We start from the raw sequence: 16,269 nt of genomic DNA on the forward strand, positions 1-16,269 counted from the left end.
AAAATTTTGAGTATTTTATCATAAATTGAACCTACTCATAGCGTGAAAGGTGTATAAAAACTAATTTATTAGCAACTATTAATTCGATAGCGTTAAGGTTTGATTAAATCTTTTTGCATTCAACACGTAATGTTGAGCATTTTTAATATTTGCTTGAATTTCTTCATCTGTGAGTTTACGAATAATTTTAGCTGGAGACCCCATAATCAAACAACCTTCCTCATAAGGCAGACTATGTGTAACTAGTGAGTTAGCACCTACTAGGCAGTTTTTGGCAATTCTAGCATTGTTTAAAATAGTACTTCCCATACCAATTAAACTATTATCCTCAATATTACAACTATGCAAAATAACATTATGGCCTACGGTGACATTCTCACCAACAATACAGGGAATGTCAGTTTCTGTATGGATAGTACTGTTATCTTGAACATTACTATTTTTACCAATATGAATCGTTGCGATATCACCTCGCAAAACTGCGTTAAACCATATAGATACGCCTTCTTCTAAAATAACATCACCAATGATGTCTGCTGATTTAGCAATAAAACACTTAGAATTAATTTGTGGTTTTAGATTTTCTAATTGATAAATCATGGTTAATTCCTTTTTATATTTTTGACACTCAAAAACAATCCAGCCGCAAAAAAGTTACAGATAACCATTGAGCCAACCATTAGCCATTCTGTTAAATTATTCGTAACAGTTGCTGTATTATGAGTTGAAACGAGTGTTGAAAGTAAGACTCCGATAGCGCCAGCGACGGCAAAGCGGATGGTGCCTGCAAGCGAGGAAGCTGTGCCTGCTATATGAGAATAATAATCGAGTATTACAGCCATGCAATTACCACCTATGGTTGAAATACAACCGATATAACCAGCAATACATGCCACTAAAAAGACAAAACCTAAGTCAAATATACTCACTGTAGCCATACCTATGGCTGTAATAAATTGGAGGAGTAAGCCTAACTGAATCATCTTAATAGAACCAACCCGTTTTACAATACGGCTATTGAGTGTATTCATTGAAACCATGACCATAACATTAATAGCAAAGTAATAGCCGAAATTGGTTGATGCAACACCATGTAAGTTCATATAGACAAATGGTCCTAAACTTAGAAATGAAAATAATCCGGCTCCGGAAAATGCACCAATCATCATGTAAGTAAACACTTGTCTATGTCTAAATAGGGCAATAAAGTTGCTTAAAATTCGAATTATACTGAATTTATCACGTTTGGATTTGGCTAATGTCTCAGGGATATTGATTGTTACTAATGCAAAACAAATAATCGCCATTAAGCAGAGCGCATAGAAGTTAGCTTGCCAATCGAACCAATAAAGAATAAAACCACCAATAATCGGTGCGAGTAATGGGGCAACATTCGATATCAATGTTACAAAAGACATCATTTTAGAAAAATCATCACGATCGCGATAGATATCTTTCATTAGTGCATTAATAACAATAGTGGTTGCTGATGCTGCTATTCCATGAAAAAATCGGGCTGTGATTAACTGATTTATATTAGCAGCAAGACCACAACATAATGCTGCAATTATGAAAATAATTAGTCCAGCAGTTAAAACTTTTCTTCGTCCGTAACTATCGGTGAGTGGACCAAACAAAAGCTGACCTAATGAAAATCCCAATAAATAGAAACTGATTGTCAACTGCACAGTTGAATCGGCGACATTAAATTTGTTCGCAATAGTTGGCATACTTGGTAAATACATATCAATAGATAATGGCATTAACATTGAAATGAAACCAAGAATAAAGATAAGTGCTTGTTTAGAAACTTTAATTTCTACTTGTGGTTCTTGTGTTTGCACGTTGTCATTCCTTTGGATACAAAGTTACTAAGTTTTAACTATAAAACCTAGTAAAAGAAAACATTAGTTAAGAATCAAACGGCTAATTAAACGAATTGATCTCATCTTGAGTAAGAGGGCGGTATTCGCCCTCAGGTATATCAAGAATAATATTGCCAATCTGTTTACGATGCAACTGGGTGACATGGTTATTTACAGCTGCAAACATTCGTTTCACTTGGTGATATCGGCCTTCACTTATTGTAAGTTCTGCATGGTAATCATCAAGGATAACTAATTTAGCTGGTTGAGTAAGTGTTTTTTCACTTTTTAGCTGAATACCTTGTTTAAATATCTCAATAAGATCATTATTAAGAGGTTGCTCAACGGTTACTTGATAAACTTTTTCACAATGATGTTTAGGAGAAGTAATGCGATGTGACCACTTACCATCATCGGTTAATAAAACTAGCCCAGTGGTGTCTAAATCCAGTCGACCTGCTGAATGCAGCTTTTCAGACATAGGTTCATCAATAAAATAGAGGATAGTTGGGTGATCAGGATCATCAGTAGAACAAACATAACCTTGTGGTTTATTGAGCATGAAGTAACGATTTTCGGTAATAGGTATAATTTCGAAACCATCATATTCTACAATTTGATCATCTGAGATATGGTAAGCACCTGATTTTACAACAGCTCCATTAACAGTTACCTTTTGGGCTTTCAGTTCTTTATTGACTATTGTTCGGCTTACCCCTAGATGGTGAGCTAGAAATTTATCCAGTCGCATATTCAAATACTATTCCTATAAACATGGTGTGTAAATATCAAAACGATGATTTTTAGTTTTAATTTCCGCCGTTGGTTTTTGATTGGCTAAAAATGGTGCATAATCAGGTCGTTTAACCACAACGCGTTTTTTAGCTAATCGTCTTGCGGGTTCAAGTAGGCTTTCTGCATCGAGATCGTTACCAACTAATTGTTGAAAAATTCGCATCTCTTTTTTCACTAATGCACTTTTTTGTCGATGCGGAAACATCGGATCAAGATAAACAACGTCAGGTTTTTCTTGATGTGAATTGAGCCCAAGTAAACTTGAATTATAAATTAAATGTAACAGCTTTTGTAATTGCTGACCAATGATTGGATCTTGATAAGCACGATTAAGCCCATCTTCTAACAAGGCAGCAACAACAGGTTGTCGCTCAAACATAGTAACATGGCAACCAATGGAAGCTAATACGAATGCATCTCGTCCTAATCCAGCTGTTGCATCAATAATAGTGGGTAAATAATTACCTTTAACGCCAACAGCTTTAGCTATCGCTTCACCACGACCACCACCAAATTGACGACGATGAGCCATCGCACCAGACACAAAATTAACCGCGATTGCACCTAATTTAGGTTCATCAGTTTTTTGTAACTCAAGTTGATTGTTTTGATTAACGAGAGTAAATGGAAGATCAGGATGCTCGAATAGCCACTGCTCAGCTAACTTTTTGAGCTGAGCAGTGTTAACTTTAGTGGATACCATAGTGACGAAGTAATGCCTCAAGTTGCGGTTCACGACCACGGAAATTTTTGAATAATGTCATTGGTTCATCACTGCCACCTTGAGATAATATATTATCTAGGAAAGCATTACCTGTATTTGCATTGAAGATACCTTCTTCTTCAAAGCGAGAAAACGCATCAGCAGATAAAACTTCAGCCCATAGATAACTGTAATAACCCGCGGCATAACCTCCTGCAAAAATATGACTAAATGCGTGAGGGAATCGACCCCAATCTACGGTTGGTACTACTGCAACTTGTTCTCTGACTTGTTTTAAAGTTTCTAAAATATCAGGTGTTTTTTCGCTATGTAATTTAAAATCAAATAAACCGAATTCTAACTGACGCAGAATAAATAATGCAGCTTGGAAGTTTTTGCTATCAAGCATTTTTTCTAGCATTTCTTGTGGTAATGGTTCGCCAGTTTGATAATGACCTGAAATAAATTCTAAAGCTTCAGGCTGCCAGCACCAATTTTCTAAGAATTGACTCGGTAATTCAACGGCATCCCATGGAACACCATTAATACCAGCCACTGATGACACATCAATTTCAGTTAACATATGATGTAGTCCATGACCAAATTCATGGAATAATGTGGTTACCTCATTATGAGTAAATAATGCTGGTTTATCACCGATTGGTCGATTGAAATTACAAGTTAAATAGGCAACAGGTTTTTGGATATGGCCATCAGCAAAACGCATTTTACCAATACAATCATCCATCCAAGCACCACCTCGTTTATGTTCACGAGCATATAAATCAAGATAAAAGCTACCTTTTAATTCACCATTGGCATTATATAAATCGTAAAATTTTACCTCAGGTGCCCAAACTTCAACATCATGACGCTGTTTTGCAGTAATGCCAAAAATACGACGAACGACTTCAAATAATCCACTAATAACTCGCTCCTCTGGAAAATATGGACGAAGTTCTTCATCATTGATGGTATAAAGATGTTGCTTTTGTTTTTCGCTGTAATAAGCGATATCCCATGGTTTGATATCACTTGCACCAAAATACTCATAAGCATATCTTTTAAGTTCGGTTAATTCTTTTTCACCTTGTGGTTTAGCTTTGGTTGCTAAATCGGTTAAAAATGCGGTAACTTGCGTTACAGTTTCAGCCATTTTAGTTGCTAATGACTTATCGGCATATGTGTCAAAACCAAGTAACTGAGCAAGTTCAGCTCGAAGCGATATAATTTGTTTAATGATTTCTGTATTATCCCACTTACCGGCATTAGGTCCTTGGTCAGACGCTCGAGTATTGTATGCTTGATAGAGTTCAAATCGTAAATCTCGATTATCGCAATAAGTCATTACCGGTAAATAACTTGGGATATCGAGCGTTAATAACCAACCATCTTGCTCTTTTGCCTTAGCTTGCTCTTTAGCTGCGGCTAAGGCACTTTCAGGCATTCCGGATAAATCTTCAATATTCGTGATTAATTTTGACCAGCCCATAGTGGCATCTAATACATTATTACTATATTGAGATGATAATTCTGAAAGTTTGGCAACAATTTCACCATAACGTTTTTGTTTATCATCTGCCAATCCAATACCCGATAATTCAAAATCCCGCAATGCATTGTTGATTACTTTTTTTTGTGCTTTGCTTAAATTTTCGAAGTGTTTGCTATCTTTAAGTTGTTTATAGGCATTATATAGTGGTTTATGTTGTCCTACCCAAGTACTGTATTGAGATAGCAAAGGTAAGCAAGCTTCATATGCTTCACGTAGTTCTGGGCTGTTTTTCACTGAATTAAGATGACTAACCGGTGACCATGCTCGGCTAAATTTTTCATCCATTTCATCAATGGGTTGAACAAGATTATCCCAAGTATATTCACTATTTTGTTCAAGCACAGATTCAATCGTTTTACGACAATTGTTTAATGTCTCTTTAATCGCTGGTAAAACATGCTCAGGTTTGATTTGTGAAAATAGGGGTAATGATGAATTACTTAATAGTGGGTTAGTCATTCTGGAATACCTTATGCAATGATTATGTTTATTTATAAAACATGTGGCTAAAAAAACTTTATTCAAGTTTCTATGTTCATGGGGGTTAATTATAAACCCATTAATTTTCGCTCACGTTGCCATTCAGTTGGTGTATAGGTTTTGATTGATAATGCATGGATTCGATTATCATTAATAAATTCCGCTAATGGTGCATAAATAGCTTGTTGTTTTTTTACACGACTTAATTCAGCAAACATTTCACCAACGGCAATAACTTGAAAATGGCTGCCGTCGTTTGTCAGTACATGCACATCGTCGAGGTTAAGTGAATTTTTTAATTTAGCTATAATTTCTTGTTTATCCATTATTTAAACTCAGTATTAACTATTTTATAAAAAAAAGTTGAGGAACGGGGTTTTTGAGCTTTCAAATTGCATCATTTTTAATGATTAATCACTGTTTGCAAATCATAAAGCTCAATGAGTGTTTGTAATTGTGGGCTGATCCCAGTCAATTTTACATTATATTGATTACAAAAATAGACAAGCGTCGCGAGTCCAGAAGAGTCAACCCGTGTTACTCTAGATACATCGATATGGCTTACATTGCTTAATAGTGTATCTTGAGCAATCCATAAATCATTTAAAGAGTGAAAATCAAGTTCACCGATTAAATTAAGTGCATTTTGTTGTTTTTCTGCTTGGATTCGCGACATAATGAACTAACCTTTTTGTTTAGCGTTTGGATCAATTTTGCGATTGGATAGATCATTTAATTGTTTGGTTAATGCATCTATTCCATTTTGGCGAAGAATAGCTGCCCATTCGTTTTGTTTAGTTGTAACCATGCTTACTCCTTCAGCTGTTAAGTCATAAGCTTTCCATTCACCTGTTACTGTATTTTTTCGCCATTGGAAATCGATACGAATAGGTTGTTGATTTTTATCTGGCTGATTTAAAAGCACGCGAATTGAAATAAGTGATTTGTTAGTTAAATCTTTTGGTGCTTCAACTTGGTAAGTTTGACCGTTGTACATAGAAAGTGCTTGAGCAAAAGCTTGAACTAAATAGTTTTCAAAAGCTTTGAAATAAGCTGTTCGTTGTGCGTCAGTTGCTGATTTATAAGCATCACCTAAAATTAATGCGCCTGCATATTTAACTTGGACATAAGGCAATAAATCCGCTCTTACAATATCTTTAAGTTTATTTGGATTTGACTTAATTGATGCTGATTGAGCTTTCATCGTACTAAATATTTTGTCAGCAGCAACTTGCATATCGTTATAAGGATCGTTTGCAAATGCTGAAGAACTTATTACTAATGCAAGTACTAAAAAAAGGGCTTGTTTAAATTTGGTTAACATAGTTACTCCTTACTATCATTGGTATCTTGTTTTTTATCTGATGATCCGCCAGTGCTATATAAAAACTGTCCAATTAAATCTTCGATCACCATGGCTGGTTTTGTATTGTTAATGACATAACCATCTATAAGATAAGCTGGTTTATTATTACTATTACTCGTTGTTGTAGTGGTATCAGAATCTAATGAATCAAGTTCGTGTTCAATGCTTTGATCTAACCCAAAATTGATATCAATAAATTGTTCACCTAATAGGCCAGAAGTTTTGATTGAAAGCGAGCTAGAACTTGGAATTCTATTGTATTGAGCATCTAAATCCATAGTGACATAAGGTTTATACGTTGCACCTTTTTCTGATTTAAGACTAATATTACTTACACGACCAATCACTACACCGCCAATTTTAATTGGTGATCTTACTTTTAATCCACCAATGTTATCAAATACAGCATAAACACGGTAGGAGTTATGACGAGCGAAAGACGTTGGATCGGTAACTCTAAAACATAAAAATAGCACTGAGCAGATAACCAGCACCATAAATAACCCTACTGTAATTTCAACTTTACGACTCATGTTTAATGACCTCAATTACTAAACATTAATGCGGTTAAAATAAAATCTAACCCCAAAATAACTAATGATGAATAGACAACGGTGTTCGTTGTTGCCCGACTGATTCCTTCTGATGTTGGCACACAATCATAGCCATTAAATAGAGCAATCCAAGTACTAGCGATTGCAAATGCAAAGCTTTTAACAAAACAATTGCCTAAATCGTGCCACCAATCGACATTACTTTGAATGGATGACCAAAAAAATCCTGCATCAATACCTTTCCAATCAACACCCACTAATACACCACCTAAAATGCCAACAGCGACAAAAATTGCTGTTAGAAACGGCATACAAAAAAATCCAGCCCAAAATCTTGGCGCGATAATTCGTCTTAATGGGTCGATTGCCATCATTTCCATACTTGATAATTGCTCGGTGGCCTTCATTAGACCAATTTCAGCGGTTAAAGCTGAGCCGGCACGACCTGCGAATAGTAATCCTGCAACTACAGGTCCAAGTTCTCTCAACAGCGCAAGTGCGACTAGCATCCCTAAACTGGCTTCAGCACCAAAGGTGGTTAAAATGAAGTAACCTTGTAGCGCTAGTACCATTCCTATGAAAAGACCGGATACGATGATAATTGAAAGCGATTGTACACCGACAAAGTAAAATTGTTTAACAAGTAATGGGAATTGTTTGCTAAATTGAGGTTTACCGATAAGTGCACCAAATAGCATTACGCCTGAGCGACCTAGCATCGCGATAATATTGATTATTGATCGCCCAAGTTTTGCAATTAAGTTTAACATTAGTTTGCACCTCTACTTAGGTCTAATTTGTAATCATCCGCAGGATAATGAAATGGTACTGGGCCATCGGCTAATCCTTCAAGGAATTGTTTTACTCGTAAATCATCATTATTGCGTAATTCTTCAGATGTACCGCCAGCAATAATATGTTGTTCAGCAACAATATAGGCATAATCGGCAATACTTAATACTTCACTAACATCATGGCTAACAACAATACAGGTTAATCCAAGTGATTGGTTAATTTCAGATATAAGTTTGACAATTACGCCCATGGATATAGGATCTTGCCCAGCAAAAGGTTCATCAAACATGATTAGATCAGGATCGAGTGCTATTGCTCTGGCTAATGCTGCCCGCCGTGCCATTCCACCAGATAGTTCTGAAGGCATCATGTTAGCTGCACCACGAAGTCCTACTGATTGTAATTTCATTAATACCAAATTATGTAAAATAGGTTTTGGTAAATTAAAATGTTCTCTTAATGGATAAGCAACATTATCAAATACTGATAAATCAGTAAATAGAGCCCCAGATTGGAATAACATACTCATTCTTTTACGGACTTCATATAACCTTGAACGAGTCATACTAGGTATATCTTCACCATCAAATAGAATTTGACCTGATTGTGGCTTAAGTTGCCCGCCAATCAGTCTTAATAGTGTAGTTTTACCTATTCCCGATGGCCCCATAATTGCGGTAACTTTGCCTTTGGGAACCGTCAAGTTCATATTTTTATAAATTGGACGAGTCCCACGATAAAATGACATATCGTGTATTTCGACCAGATTTTGTTGTAATGTGTTGGTCACAATGAGTTCCTACACTACCATAATTAAATGTCGGTTATTTTACTTGATTATCACAAATAAACAAATGTATTAACCAAGTAGCTGATTTAGTGATGGTAATCATAAAATATGCTGAATTTATTTGTTCGTCATTTTATGCTAAAACTTTTTTAATATTTTAACTATATGAGAATATTGAATTATATTTATTGATTTTTTGTAGTAAATAGTGGCGTTTTGAAATAAACGCCAGTATAAAGTGTTGCAATAGGGTTTAATTAGTTGAGATCATTCGTGTCTTGCCTTGCGTGCCAAATAATTACCAATGCTTTGTACAATTTGTATTGCAATAACTAAGATCACAACACAGATATAAATGACGGTATCATCAAAACGTTGATAACCTTGCGAATAGGCGACATCTCCAATACCACCTGCGCCAATAGCCCCTGCCATTGCTGTAGCCCCAATCAAACCAATTGTGGCGGTAGTGAAAGTTAAAATCAATGAACTAAATGCTTCTGGTAGCATAAAGTGCCAAATAATTTGTACTGGCGTTGCGCCCATCGATTCAGCTGCTTCAATAATACCACTTTTTACCTCTAATAATGAGTTTTCAACAAGCCGAGCAATATAAGGAGCAACATAAAAAGTTAAGGGCACAATTGCAGCTGTCGTACCGATTGATGTGCGAACTATAAAGTAAGTAAATGAATGAAGTGAAAAGAGTAAAATAATAAAAGGTAATGAGCGAACAAAATTAATAATTGGGTTAATAATCTGATAAACCCGTTTATTTTCGAGTAAACCAGATGGTCGGGTGGTGACTAAGCAGATCGCTAATGGAACGCCGATTAATGCGCCTAATATTAATGAAAAAACAACCATATATAATGTGTCTAATGATGCTTGTGCATATTGCTCAACGGTTACTCTGGTTAGAAAATTAGTATTTATATAATTGATAAAATCGTTGACTATTTCCATTAGTTGTTCTCCCAATGTTTGATTTCTGTAACGTTAACCCCATTTTCGCGAAGAAATTGCACTGATTGTTCGATATTATTATCACTTCCTTTTAATTGAACAAACATACTGCCTAATACCGTTTTTTCGATTTCAGACATATGGGCAAATAAAATATTCACTACTACTTTCTGCTGTAAGATCAATGCGTTCATAACCGGCTCTGAGGCCGAACGACCTAAAAATTCAAGCTTAAACAACTTAATATTATGTTTATCACCCTCAATTTTTAGCAGATTTTCAACAACACCTTCAGGGATTTGGTCATTAATAACTGAACTAACAAATTTTTGTGTGGTTTTATGCGTTGGATGACCAAAGACATCAAGTACATTGCCATGTTCGATAATTTTACCTTTTTCCATAACTGCTACTTTGTGACATATTTGCTGTATTACATGCATTTCATGGGTAATTAGAACGACAGTTATTTTATATTTATCATTAATTTTTTTTATTAATTCCAAAATAGCTTGAGTAGTTTGTGGATCGAGTGCCGATGTGGCTTCATCACAAAGTAAAATATCGGGATCGTTCGCCAAGGCCCGAGCAATTCCAATACGTTGCTTTTGTCCACCTGATAGCTCTTTAGGATAGCTATTAGCTTTATCGTTTAATCCAACAAATTCGAGCAGTTCATGAACTTTCTTTTTAATCGTTTGTTTATCTTTTTTGATGAGGACTAGAGGGATCGCAACATTTTCATATACGGTTTTGGATTCAAGTAAATTGAAATGTTGAAAAATCATGCCTATTTTACGGCGAACTTGGCGTAATTGAGAGTTTGATAACTGATTCAATGGTTGGTTTTGAATAACAACATTGCCTTGAGTTGGTTTTTCAAGAAAGTTTATCAGACGAACTAGCGTACTTTTTCCTGCACCACTATAACCAATAATGCCGTAGATATCGCCTTTTTGGATAGTTAAGTTGATGTTTTGTAATGCTTGGGTGGTAACTCCATTTCGTTCGTATTGTTTCGATACATTTTCAAATTTTATCATTATGTGATACCTATCAATGTTGTGCTACTTCAATTAATCCTTGCTTAGCGAGATTGGCTAAATAGTTGGCTGCTGGCATAATCATGTCAGTATTAACTAAAAATTTTGGATGATGTAAAGCATAAGGGCTTTGTGAACCAAGATTGATAAATGCGCCAGGTACATGATGCAAATAGTGGGCAAAATCTTCACCACCAAGTTGCGGTTGAAAATCAACAACGTCATAACCTTGTTGTTTGGCAATCTTTTGACAAAAATCGACCCACTTAGCAACATTTATGATTGATGGCGGGCCATCAAACCATCTCAACTCTGCTTTGGCTCCCATGCTAAGTGCAATATTTTCAACAATGCTTTTTAATTGTTGTTTGACTTTTAACCTTATATCAGGAGTTAGCGTTCTTACAGTGCCTTCCATCTCAACAATTTCAGGAATGACATTCCATGTGTTCCCTCCTAAGAATTTTGTAATGCTGACAACCACAGCATCAAGCCCACTTATTGTACGACTTGATATTGTTTGGATAGCACTAATAATTTGTGAACCAATAACAATTGGATCAATACCTGACTCAGGCCTTGCCGCATGGGCTCCAACACCTTTTATTGTGATTTCAATTCGGTCAACGTTTGCTGAAAAGGGGCCAGCTCGTGAAGCCATTTGGTTAATGGTTAAATTAGGATTATTGTGCATTCCTAAAATAACATCAACGCCATTAAGCGCACCAATTTCTATGAAATGTAATGCACCACTAAAATTTTCTTCAGCCGGTTGAAAAAGTAATCGAACCGTTCCTTTCAAATGCTCTTCATTGGCTTTCAATAAGTAAGCTGCTCCCATTAAAACAGAAGTATGCAGATCATGACCGCAAGCATGCATTACTCCTTTTTGGGTTGAACGGTATTGGCAATCTGATTGTTCAAAAATGGGTAAGGCGTCAATATCGGCTCTTAAGGCTAAGACTGGTGAGCCTGAACCAATTTCAGCAATAACACCAGTTTTTGCGCCTAGCTCTAATATGCGAATATTCGCTTTTTCTAAGTAATACCTTAATTTTTTGGTTGTTTCAAACTCCTGATTTGAAAGCTCTGGATTTTGATGTAAGTCGAGAAAAAGCTGCTCGATAATAGGTGCAATAGCTTTTGTCATGGTAAGTCCAATTGATAAAAATATTGATATTTTTACAGTAGCACAGCTGATATTTTGGCTCTAATAATCGTTTTTTATAACTTATTCCAAAAAGTTATAAGATAGAATTACATGGAATAAATGAATTATTTTTTATGTGTTAGAGTAGTTTTAAAATTTACACTTCACTGAGGATAGTTCAAATGAAAATGAGGTTCATCAAGCAAAAATTAGTTAATAATGTTGTGGTGTTAGCTTTATTTAGTTCTCTTTTTTTTATTACAGCATGTGATAACTCATCATCGAAAACCGATAATCAAACTAAAAAAGAGATCAGTATGGGCGTTTCACCAGGACCGTACAATGATCTGTTTAATGATGCGGTTAAACCAATACTAGAATCAGAAGGCTATAAAGTTAAGTTAGTTAATTTTCCACATTTATTAGAATCAGATGTGGCATTAAGTGAAGGCAGTATTGATTTAACGGTAGCTCAACATACTGCATATATGGATGTGTTTAATAGTCAACGCAAAGCTCATTTAAAACCAGTGGTGCATGTACCTTCGGTTCCCGCTGCAATATTTTCGAATAAGTATACGTCGATAAAAAATGTTTTTCCGGGTGCTAAAATTGGAATTCCTCAAGATGCATCAAATGCAGCACGTTCTTACAACTTGTTGGAAAAAGCTGGTTGGATTAAGTTAAAACCAAATAGTAATCCAATTATTGTCGGCAAAAATGATATTGCCGAAAATATTGCGGGTGTTGATATTGTTGAAATGGATTCAGCCAATATTCCAAGAGTTTTAAATGAGTTAGATTTCGCCGTCATTCCAGGCAGTATCGTTTATTCCGCTAATATTGACTCGAAAAAAGCACTTTTGTCTGAAACAATTATTCCTGATTTAGAAATTATGGTTGTAGTTAATGAAGGTAATGAAAATAGTCAATGGGCAAAAGATATAAAGCGTATTTACCAATCACAACAATTTAAAGATTACATGCAAACACATAATCAAAATGGTTATTGGGTTATGCCACAAGAATAGTGATCATTTAGCCCGTTTAAATGCGGGCTTTTTAATATTTAGGCATACTGGTATCAACAGTTCTAGCCCAAGCGTCAATGCCACCAGTTAGATTGTAGAGAAAATCACAATCAAATCCATTTTCAACCAAGTAACTTGCAACGTTAAGACTTCTTACACCATGATGGCAATAAATAATAATATCAATTTCATCAGGGATTTTATCTAAATAAAGTGGTATGAGATTCATAGGAATATGTATTGCTCCCGCTATTGCACAAATTTCTACTTCATTAGGTTCGCGTACATCAAGTAAAAAAAGCGGTACGTTATTATCGATCTGTTGTTTTAGTTGCAAAGGTGTTATTTCTTTTATTATTGACATTATTCAAACTCATTCTATCTAAAAAAAGTTGAGGAACGGGGTTTTTGAACGCTATTTTATGTATTTTTTATTAAAAATCCCATCATTGCTAAAGAATGACAAGATGGGATTTTATTATGCAGCTAAAGCTTTACTAATTTTTTCGTAAAGATCTTTAGATAAATTATTCAACTTCAATAAGCTTTCTAAAGCTGCTGTCATTTTTTTCTGACGGTCTTTATTATAATGTTTTAGACGGATAAGTGGATCAATGAGTCGTGATGCCACTTGTGGATTTTTTTGGTTTAACTCTGTTAATATTTCTACTAAGAAATGATAACCACTACCGTCTTCCGCATGGAAAGCGATAGGATTATTATTTACAAAAGCACCAATTAGGCTTCTAATCCGATTTGGATTATTCAGTGAAAATGAGCGGTGATTGAGTAGTTTTTTTACTGTTGATAATACATTTTGCTCAGGACTTGTTGCATTCAAGGCTAACCATTTATCCATAACCAAACCATCTTGATGCCATTTATTATCAAAATCGACAAGTAAAGTATGACGGCAATCAAGCTGTGCTTTTACCGCTGCGGTAAGTGCAGCTAATGAATCTGTCATATTATTCGCTTGTTCATATTGTTTTTTGACTAAGGCATCTACTTGTGGTTTATCATTAGCATATGCCAATAATGACAAACAGCAGTTTTTCAGCATACGTTTGCCGATATCTGAATGTTCAATATGATATTGAGCTGTTTGATTATGATGATAGGCCGCTGTTAACTCATCATAAAGTTCATTAGCAAACACACCTAATAAGAATTGGCGTGCTTGATAAATCGCAATCGGATCAATAATATCAAACAGATTTGCTAATTCATTCTCTGAAGGTAATGTTAATATTTGTGCAATAAGTGCAGGCTCAACAGAGTCTGATAATAGTATTCCTCTAAAAGCATCCAAAACAAGTTCAGAGAAAGTCATAGGTAGATTATGTTGATAATTACTGACATTTAAACGCACATATTTTGCTAATAGCATTTGCGCAGCATCGTAACGACTAAAAGCATTACTAGCATGTTGCATTAAGAATATAAGATCACCATCTTGGTAATCGTAATTGAATTTTACCGGTGCTGAGAAATCACGCAATAAAGATATAATTGGTTTTTCACTAATATTATCAAATACAAATTGTTGTTTTGCTTGTGTTACATTTAATACATGATGTATAGATTTGTTTTGATATTGCAATCTAATCACTTCGCCATCATGTTGATAAAGTTCAATATCTAATGGAATATGTAGTGCTTGTTTTTGGCTTTGATCTTGCGTTGCTGGCGTATGTTGCTCAACAGTAAGGGTATATTGATGATTTTGTGGATCGTAACTGTCAGTTACAGTTAAAACGGGCGTGCCCGATTGGCTGTACCATAATTTGAATTGTGTTAGGTCAATGCCTGATGCATCTTGCATAGCAGCAACAAAATCATCACAGGTTGCAGCACTTCCATCATGTCGTTTGAAATAGAGTTTCATCCCTGCTTGAAAGTTTTCTTCACCTAATAATGTATGCATCATACGTATAACTTCTGCACCTTTTTCATATACGGTAACAGTATAGAAATTATTCATTTCAATTACTTGTTCAGGGCGAATAGGATGAGACATAGGGCTGGCATCTTCAGCAAATTGTACGGTTCGTAGTAGTTTGACATCATTAATACGTTTTACTGATCTAAGTCCTTGGTCAGAAGTAAATTCTTGATCTCTAAATACAGTTAATCCTTCTTTTAAACTAAGTTGGAACCAGTCTCGACAAGTAACGCGATTACCAGTCCAGTTATGAAAATATTCGTGACCAATTACGGATTCAATTCCAATGTAATCGTCATCTGTCGCGGTTTCAGGTTTAGCTAAGACATATTTAGAATTGAAAATATTTAGTCCTTTATTTTCCATTGCGCCCATATTGAAGAAATCAACAGCCACAATCATGAAAATATCTAAGTCATATTCTAAATCGAAACGATTTTCATCCCAGCGCATGGCATTTTTTAAACTAGTCATAGCCCATTGAGAACGCTCTAAATTCCCTTTATCTACATAAATTTCTAGATCAATTTTTCGATTAGAACGGGTTATAAAGTGATCTTTTAATATATCAAAATCACCAGCTACTAATGCGAATAAATAGGCTGGTTTAGGAAATGGATCTTGCCATTGAACCCAATGTCTACCGTCGGCTAGTTCGCCTTGTGAAATGCGGTTTCCATTAGATAATAGAAATGGATATTGTTTTTTATTGGCAGTAATTCGAGTTGAAAAACGAGCTAATACATCTGGTCTATCAAGGTAGTAAGTGATATGGCGAAAACCTTCCGCTTCACATTGTGTACAAAGTGCATCACCTGAAACATATAGTCCTTCAAGTGCGGTATTATCAATTGGTTTGATTTCGTTGACGATGGTTAAAGTAAATTCAGATGGAACATTTTTGATGATTAATCCGGTTTTTGTGATTTGATAATCACTCCAAGGTTGCTCATCAATATTTATTGAAACTAATTTAAGTTCTTCACCGTCTAAAATTAAATCGTCAGCTTGAGGATTTTTATTAATAACATGACTACGAGCGATAACTGTAGTTGTTTCTGCAGCTAAATCAAAATCGAGGTCAATATCAGTAATCGTGAAGTCGGGAGTTTTATAGTCATGACGAAATTTAGCAATTGGTTGGATATCAGTTGTACTCATTTTTCTTTGCCTTCTAAAGTGATGCGCTGATCATGTATTTGAATTCATCAAAATAGGTCTTAATTACTTT

The 16,269-nt window shown here is 35.2% G+C and carries 17 protein-coding genes; 1 reads left to right on the plus strand and 16 read right to left on the minus strand.

Annotated features, from left to right (window positions below; all coding sequences use genetic code 11):
- Positions 1-78 precede the first annotated feature (78 nt).
- The 14 genes from J3U27_RS03190 to J3U27_RS03255 all read right to left on the minus strand — a co-directional run bounded on the left by J3U27_RS03190 (position 79) and on the right by J3U27_RS03255 (position 12,062).
- Complete coding sequence (locus J3U27_RS03190; protein ID WP_065734685.1) at positions 79-600, minus strand: gamma carbonic anhydrase family protein; 522 nt, start codon at positions 598-600, stop codon at positions 79-81.
- A 2-nt stretch (positions 601-602) separates the two neighbouring features.
- Complete coding sequence (locus J3U27_RS03195; protein ID WP_220225695.1) at positions 603-1,844, minus strand: Bcr/CflA family multidrug efflux MFS transporter; 1,242 nt, start codon at positions 1,842-1,844, stop codon at positions 603-605.
- A gap of 82 nt (positions 1,845-1,926) precedes the next feature.
- A complete protein-coding gene (rsuA, locus tag J3U27_RS03200; RefSeq protein ID WP_220225696.1) occupies positions 1,927-2,616 on the minus strand; it encodes a 16S rRNA pseudouridine(516) synthase RsuA in 690 nt (229 codons plus the stop codon).
- Positions 2,617-2,631: 15 nt separating this feature from the next.
- Positions 2,632-3,363 carry a class I SAM-dependent methyltransferase gene (locus tag J3U27_RS03205; RefSeq protein ID WP_267376813.1) on the minus strand — a complete coding sequence of 244 codons (732 nt, stop codon included), beginning with the start codon at positions 3,361-3,363 and terminating at the stop codon, positions 2,632-2,634.
- Positions 3,350-5,377, minus strand: coding sequence for an oligopeptidase A (prlC, locus tag J3U27_RS03210; protein ID WP_267376814.1), 2,028 nt, complete (start codon positions 5,375-5,377; stop codon positions 3,350-3,352). The genes J3U27_RS03205 and prlC overlap by 14 nt, the downstream gene beginning before the upstream one ends.
- A gap of 89 nt (positions 5,378-5,466) precedes the next feature.
- A complete protein-coding gene (locus J3U27_RS03215; RefSeq protein ID WP_220225699.1) occupies positions 5,467-5,724 on the minus strand; it encodes a BolA family protein in 258 nt (85 codons plus the stop codon).
- A gap of 77 nt (positions 5,725-5,801) precedes the next feature.
- Positions 5,802-6,074 carry an STAS domain-containing protein gene (locus J3U27_RS03220; protein ID WP_267330454.1) on the minus strand — a complete coding sequence of 91 codons (273 nt, stop codon included), beginning with the start codon at positions 6,072-6,074 and terminating at the stop codon, positions 5,802-5,804.
- A 6-nt stretch (positions 6,075-6,080) separates the two neighbouring features.
- Entirely contained in the window at positions 6,081-6,722 is a 642-nt protein-coding gene (gene mlaC, locus J3U27_RS03225) for a phospholipid-binding protein MlaC (RefSeq protein ID WP_065563614.1), read from the minus strand.
- 2 nt (positions 6,723-6,724) lie between these two features.
- Entirely contained in the window at positions 6,725-7,297 is a 573-nt protein-coding gene (mlaD, locus tag J3U27_RS03230; protein WP_065563613.1) for an outer membrane lipid asymmetry maintenance protein MlaD, read from the minus strand.
- A gap of 11 nt (positions 7,298-7,308) precedes the next feature.
- Positions 7,309-8,088, minus strand: a complete 780-nt coding sequence (mlaE, locus tag J3U27_RS03235; RefSeq protein ID WP_267376815.1) for a lipid asymmetry maintenance ABC transporter permease subunit MlaE — start codon at positions 8,086-8,088, stop codon at positions 7,309-7,311.
- The gene (mlaF, locus tag J3U27_RS03240) at positions 8,088-8,906 is read right to left on the minus strand and encodes a phospholipid ABC transporter ATP-binding protein MlaF (RefSeq protein ID WP_081299570.1); all 819 of its coding nucleotides are present in this window, start codon (positions 8,904-8,906) and stop codon (positions 8,088-8,090) included. The genes mlaE and mlaF overlap by 1 nt, the downstream gene beginning before the upstream one ends.
- A gap of 264 nt (positions 8,907-9,170) precedes the next feature.
- The gene (locus J3U27_RS03245) at positions 9,171-9,770 is read right to left on the minus strand and encodes a methionine ABC transporter permease (protein ID WP_065563747.1); all 600 of its coding nucleotides are present in this window, start codon (positions 9,768-9,770) and stop codon (positions 9,171-9,173) included.
- A gap of 98 nt (positions 9,771-9,868) precedes the next feature.
- Positions 9,869-10,912: a methionine ABC transporter ATP-binding protein gene (locus J3U27_RS03250; RefSeq protein WP_267376816.1), complete on the minus strand. Its 1,044-nt coding sequence runs from the start codon at positions 10,910-10,912 to the stop codon at positions 9,869-9,871.
- 13 nt (positions 10,913-10,925) lie between these two features.
- Positions 10,926-12,062: an amidohydrolase gene (locus J3U27_RS03255; RefSeq protein WP_267337058.1), complete on the minus strand. Its 1,137-nt coding sequence runs from the start codon at positions 12,060-12,062 to the stop codon at positions 10,926-10,928.
- Between the two features lie 182 nt (positions 12,063-12,244).
- Here J3U27_RS03255 and J3U27_RS03260 point away from each other — a divergent pair, with 182 nt between their 5' ends.
- Positions 12,245-13,093, plus strand: coding sequence for a MetQ/NlpA family ABC transporter substrate-binding protein (locus tag J3U27_RS03260; RefSeq protein WP_220225705.1), 849 nt, complete (start codon positions 12,245-12,247; stop codon positions 13,091-13,093).
- Positions 13,094-13,124: 31 nt separating this feature from the next.
- Here J3U27_RS03260 and J3U27_RS03265 read toward each other — a convergent pair whose 3' ends face one another.
- Positions 13,125-13,457 (minus strand): rhodanese-like domain-containing protein, encoded by a 333-nt coding sequence (locus tag J3U27_RS03265; RefSeq protein WP_065563609.1) that lies wholly within the window; start codon positions 13,455-13,457, stop codon positions 13,125-13,127.
- A gap of 114 nt (positions 13,458-13,571) precedes the next feature.
- The gene (gene pepN / locus J3U27_RS03270; protein ID WP_267376817.1) at positions 13,572-16,199 is read right to left on the minus strand and encodes an aminopeptidase N; all 2,628 of its coding nucleotides are present in this window, start codon (positions 16,197-16,199) and stop codon (positions 13,572-13,574) included.
- Positions 16,200-16,269: the final 70 nt, after the last annotated feature.

The organism is Gilliamella sp. B2911 (assembly GCF_026536965.1).
In the GTDB taxonomy this organism is placed as follows: Bacteria; Pseudomonadota; Gammaproteobacteria; order Enterobacterales; family Orbaceae; genus Gilliamella; species Gilliamella apicola_E.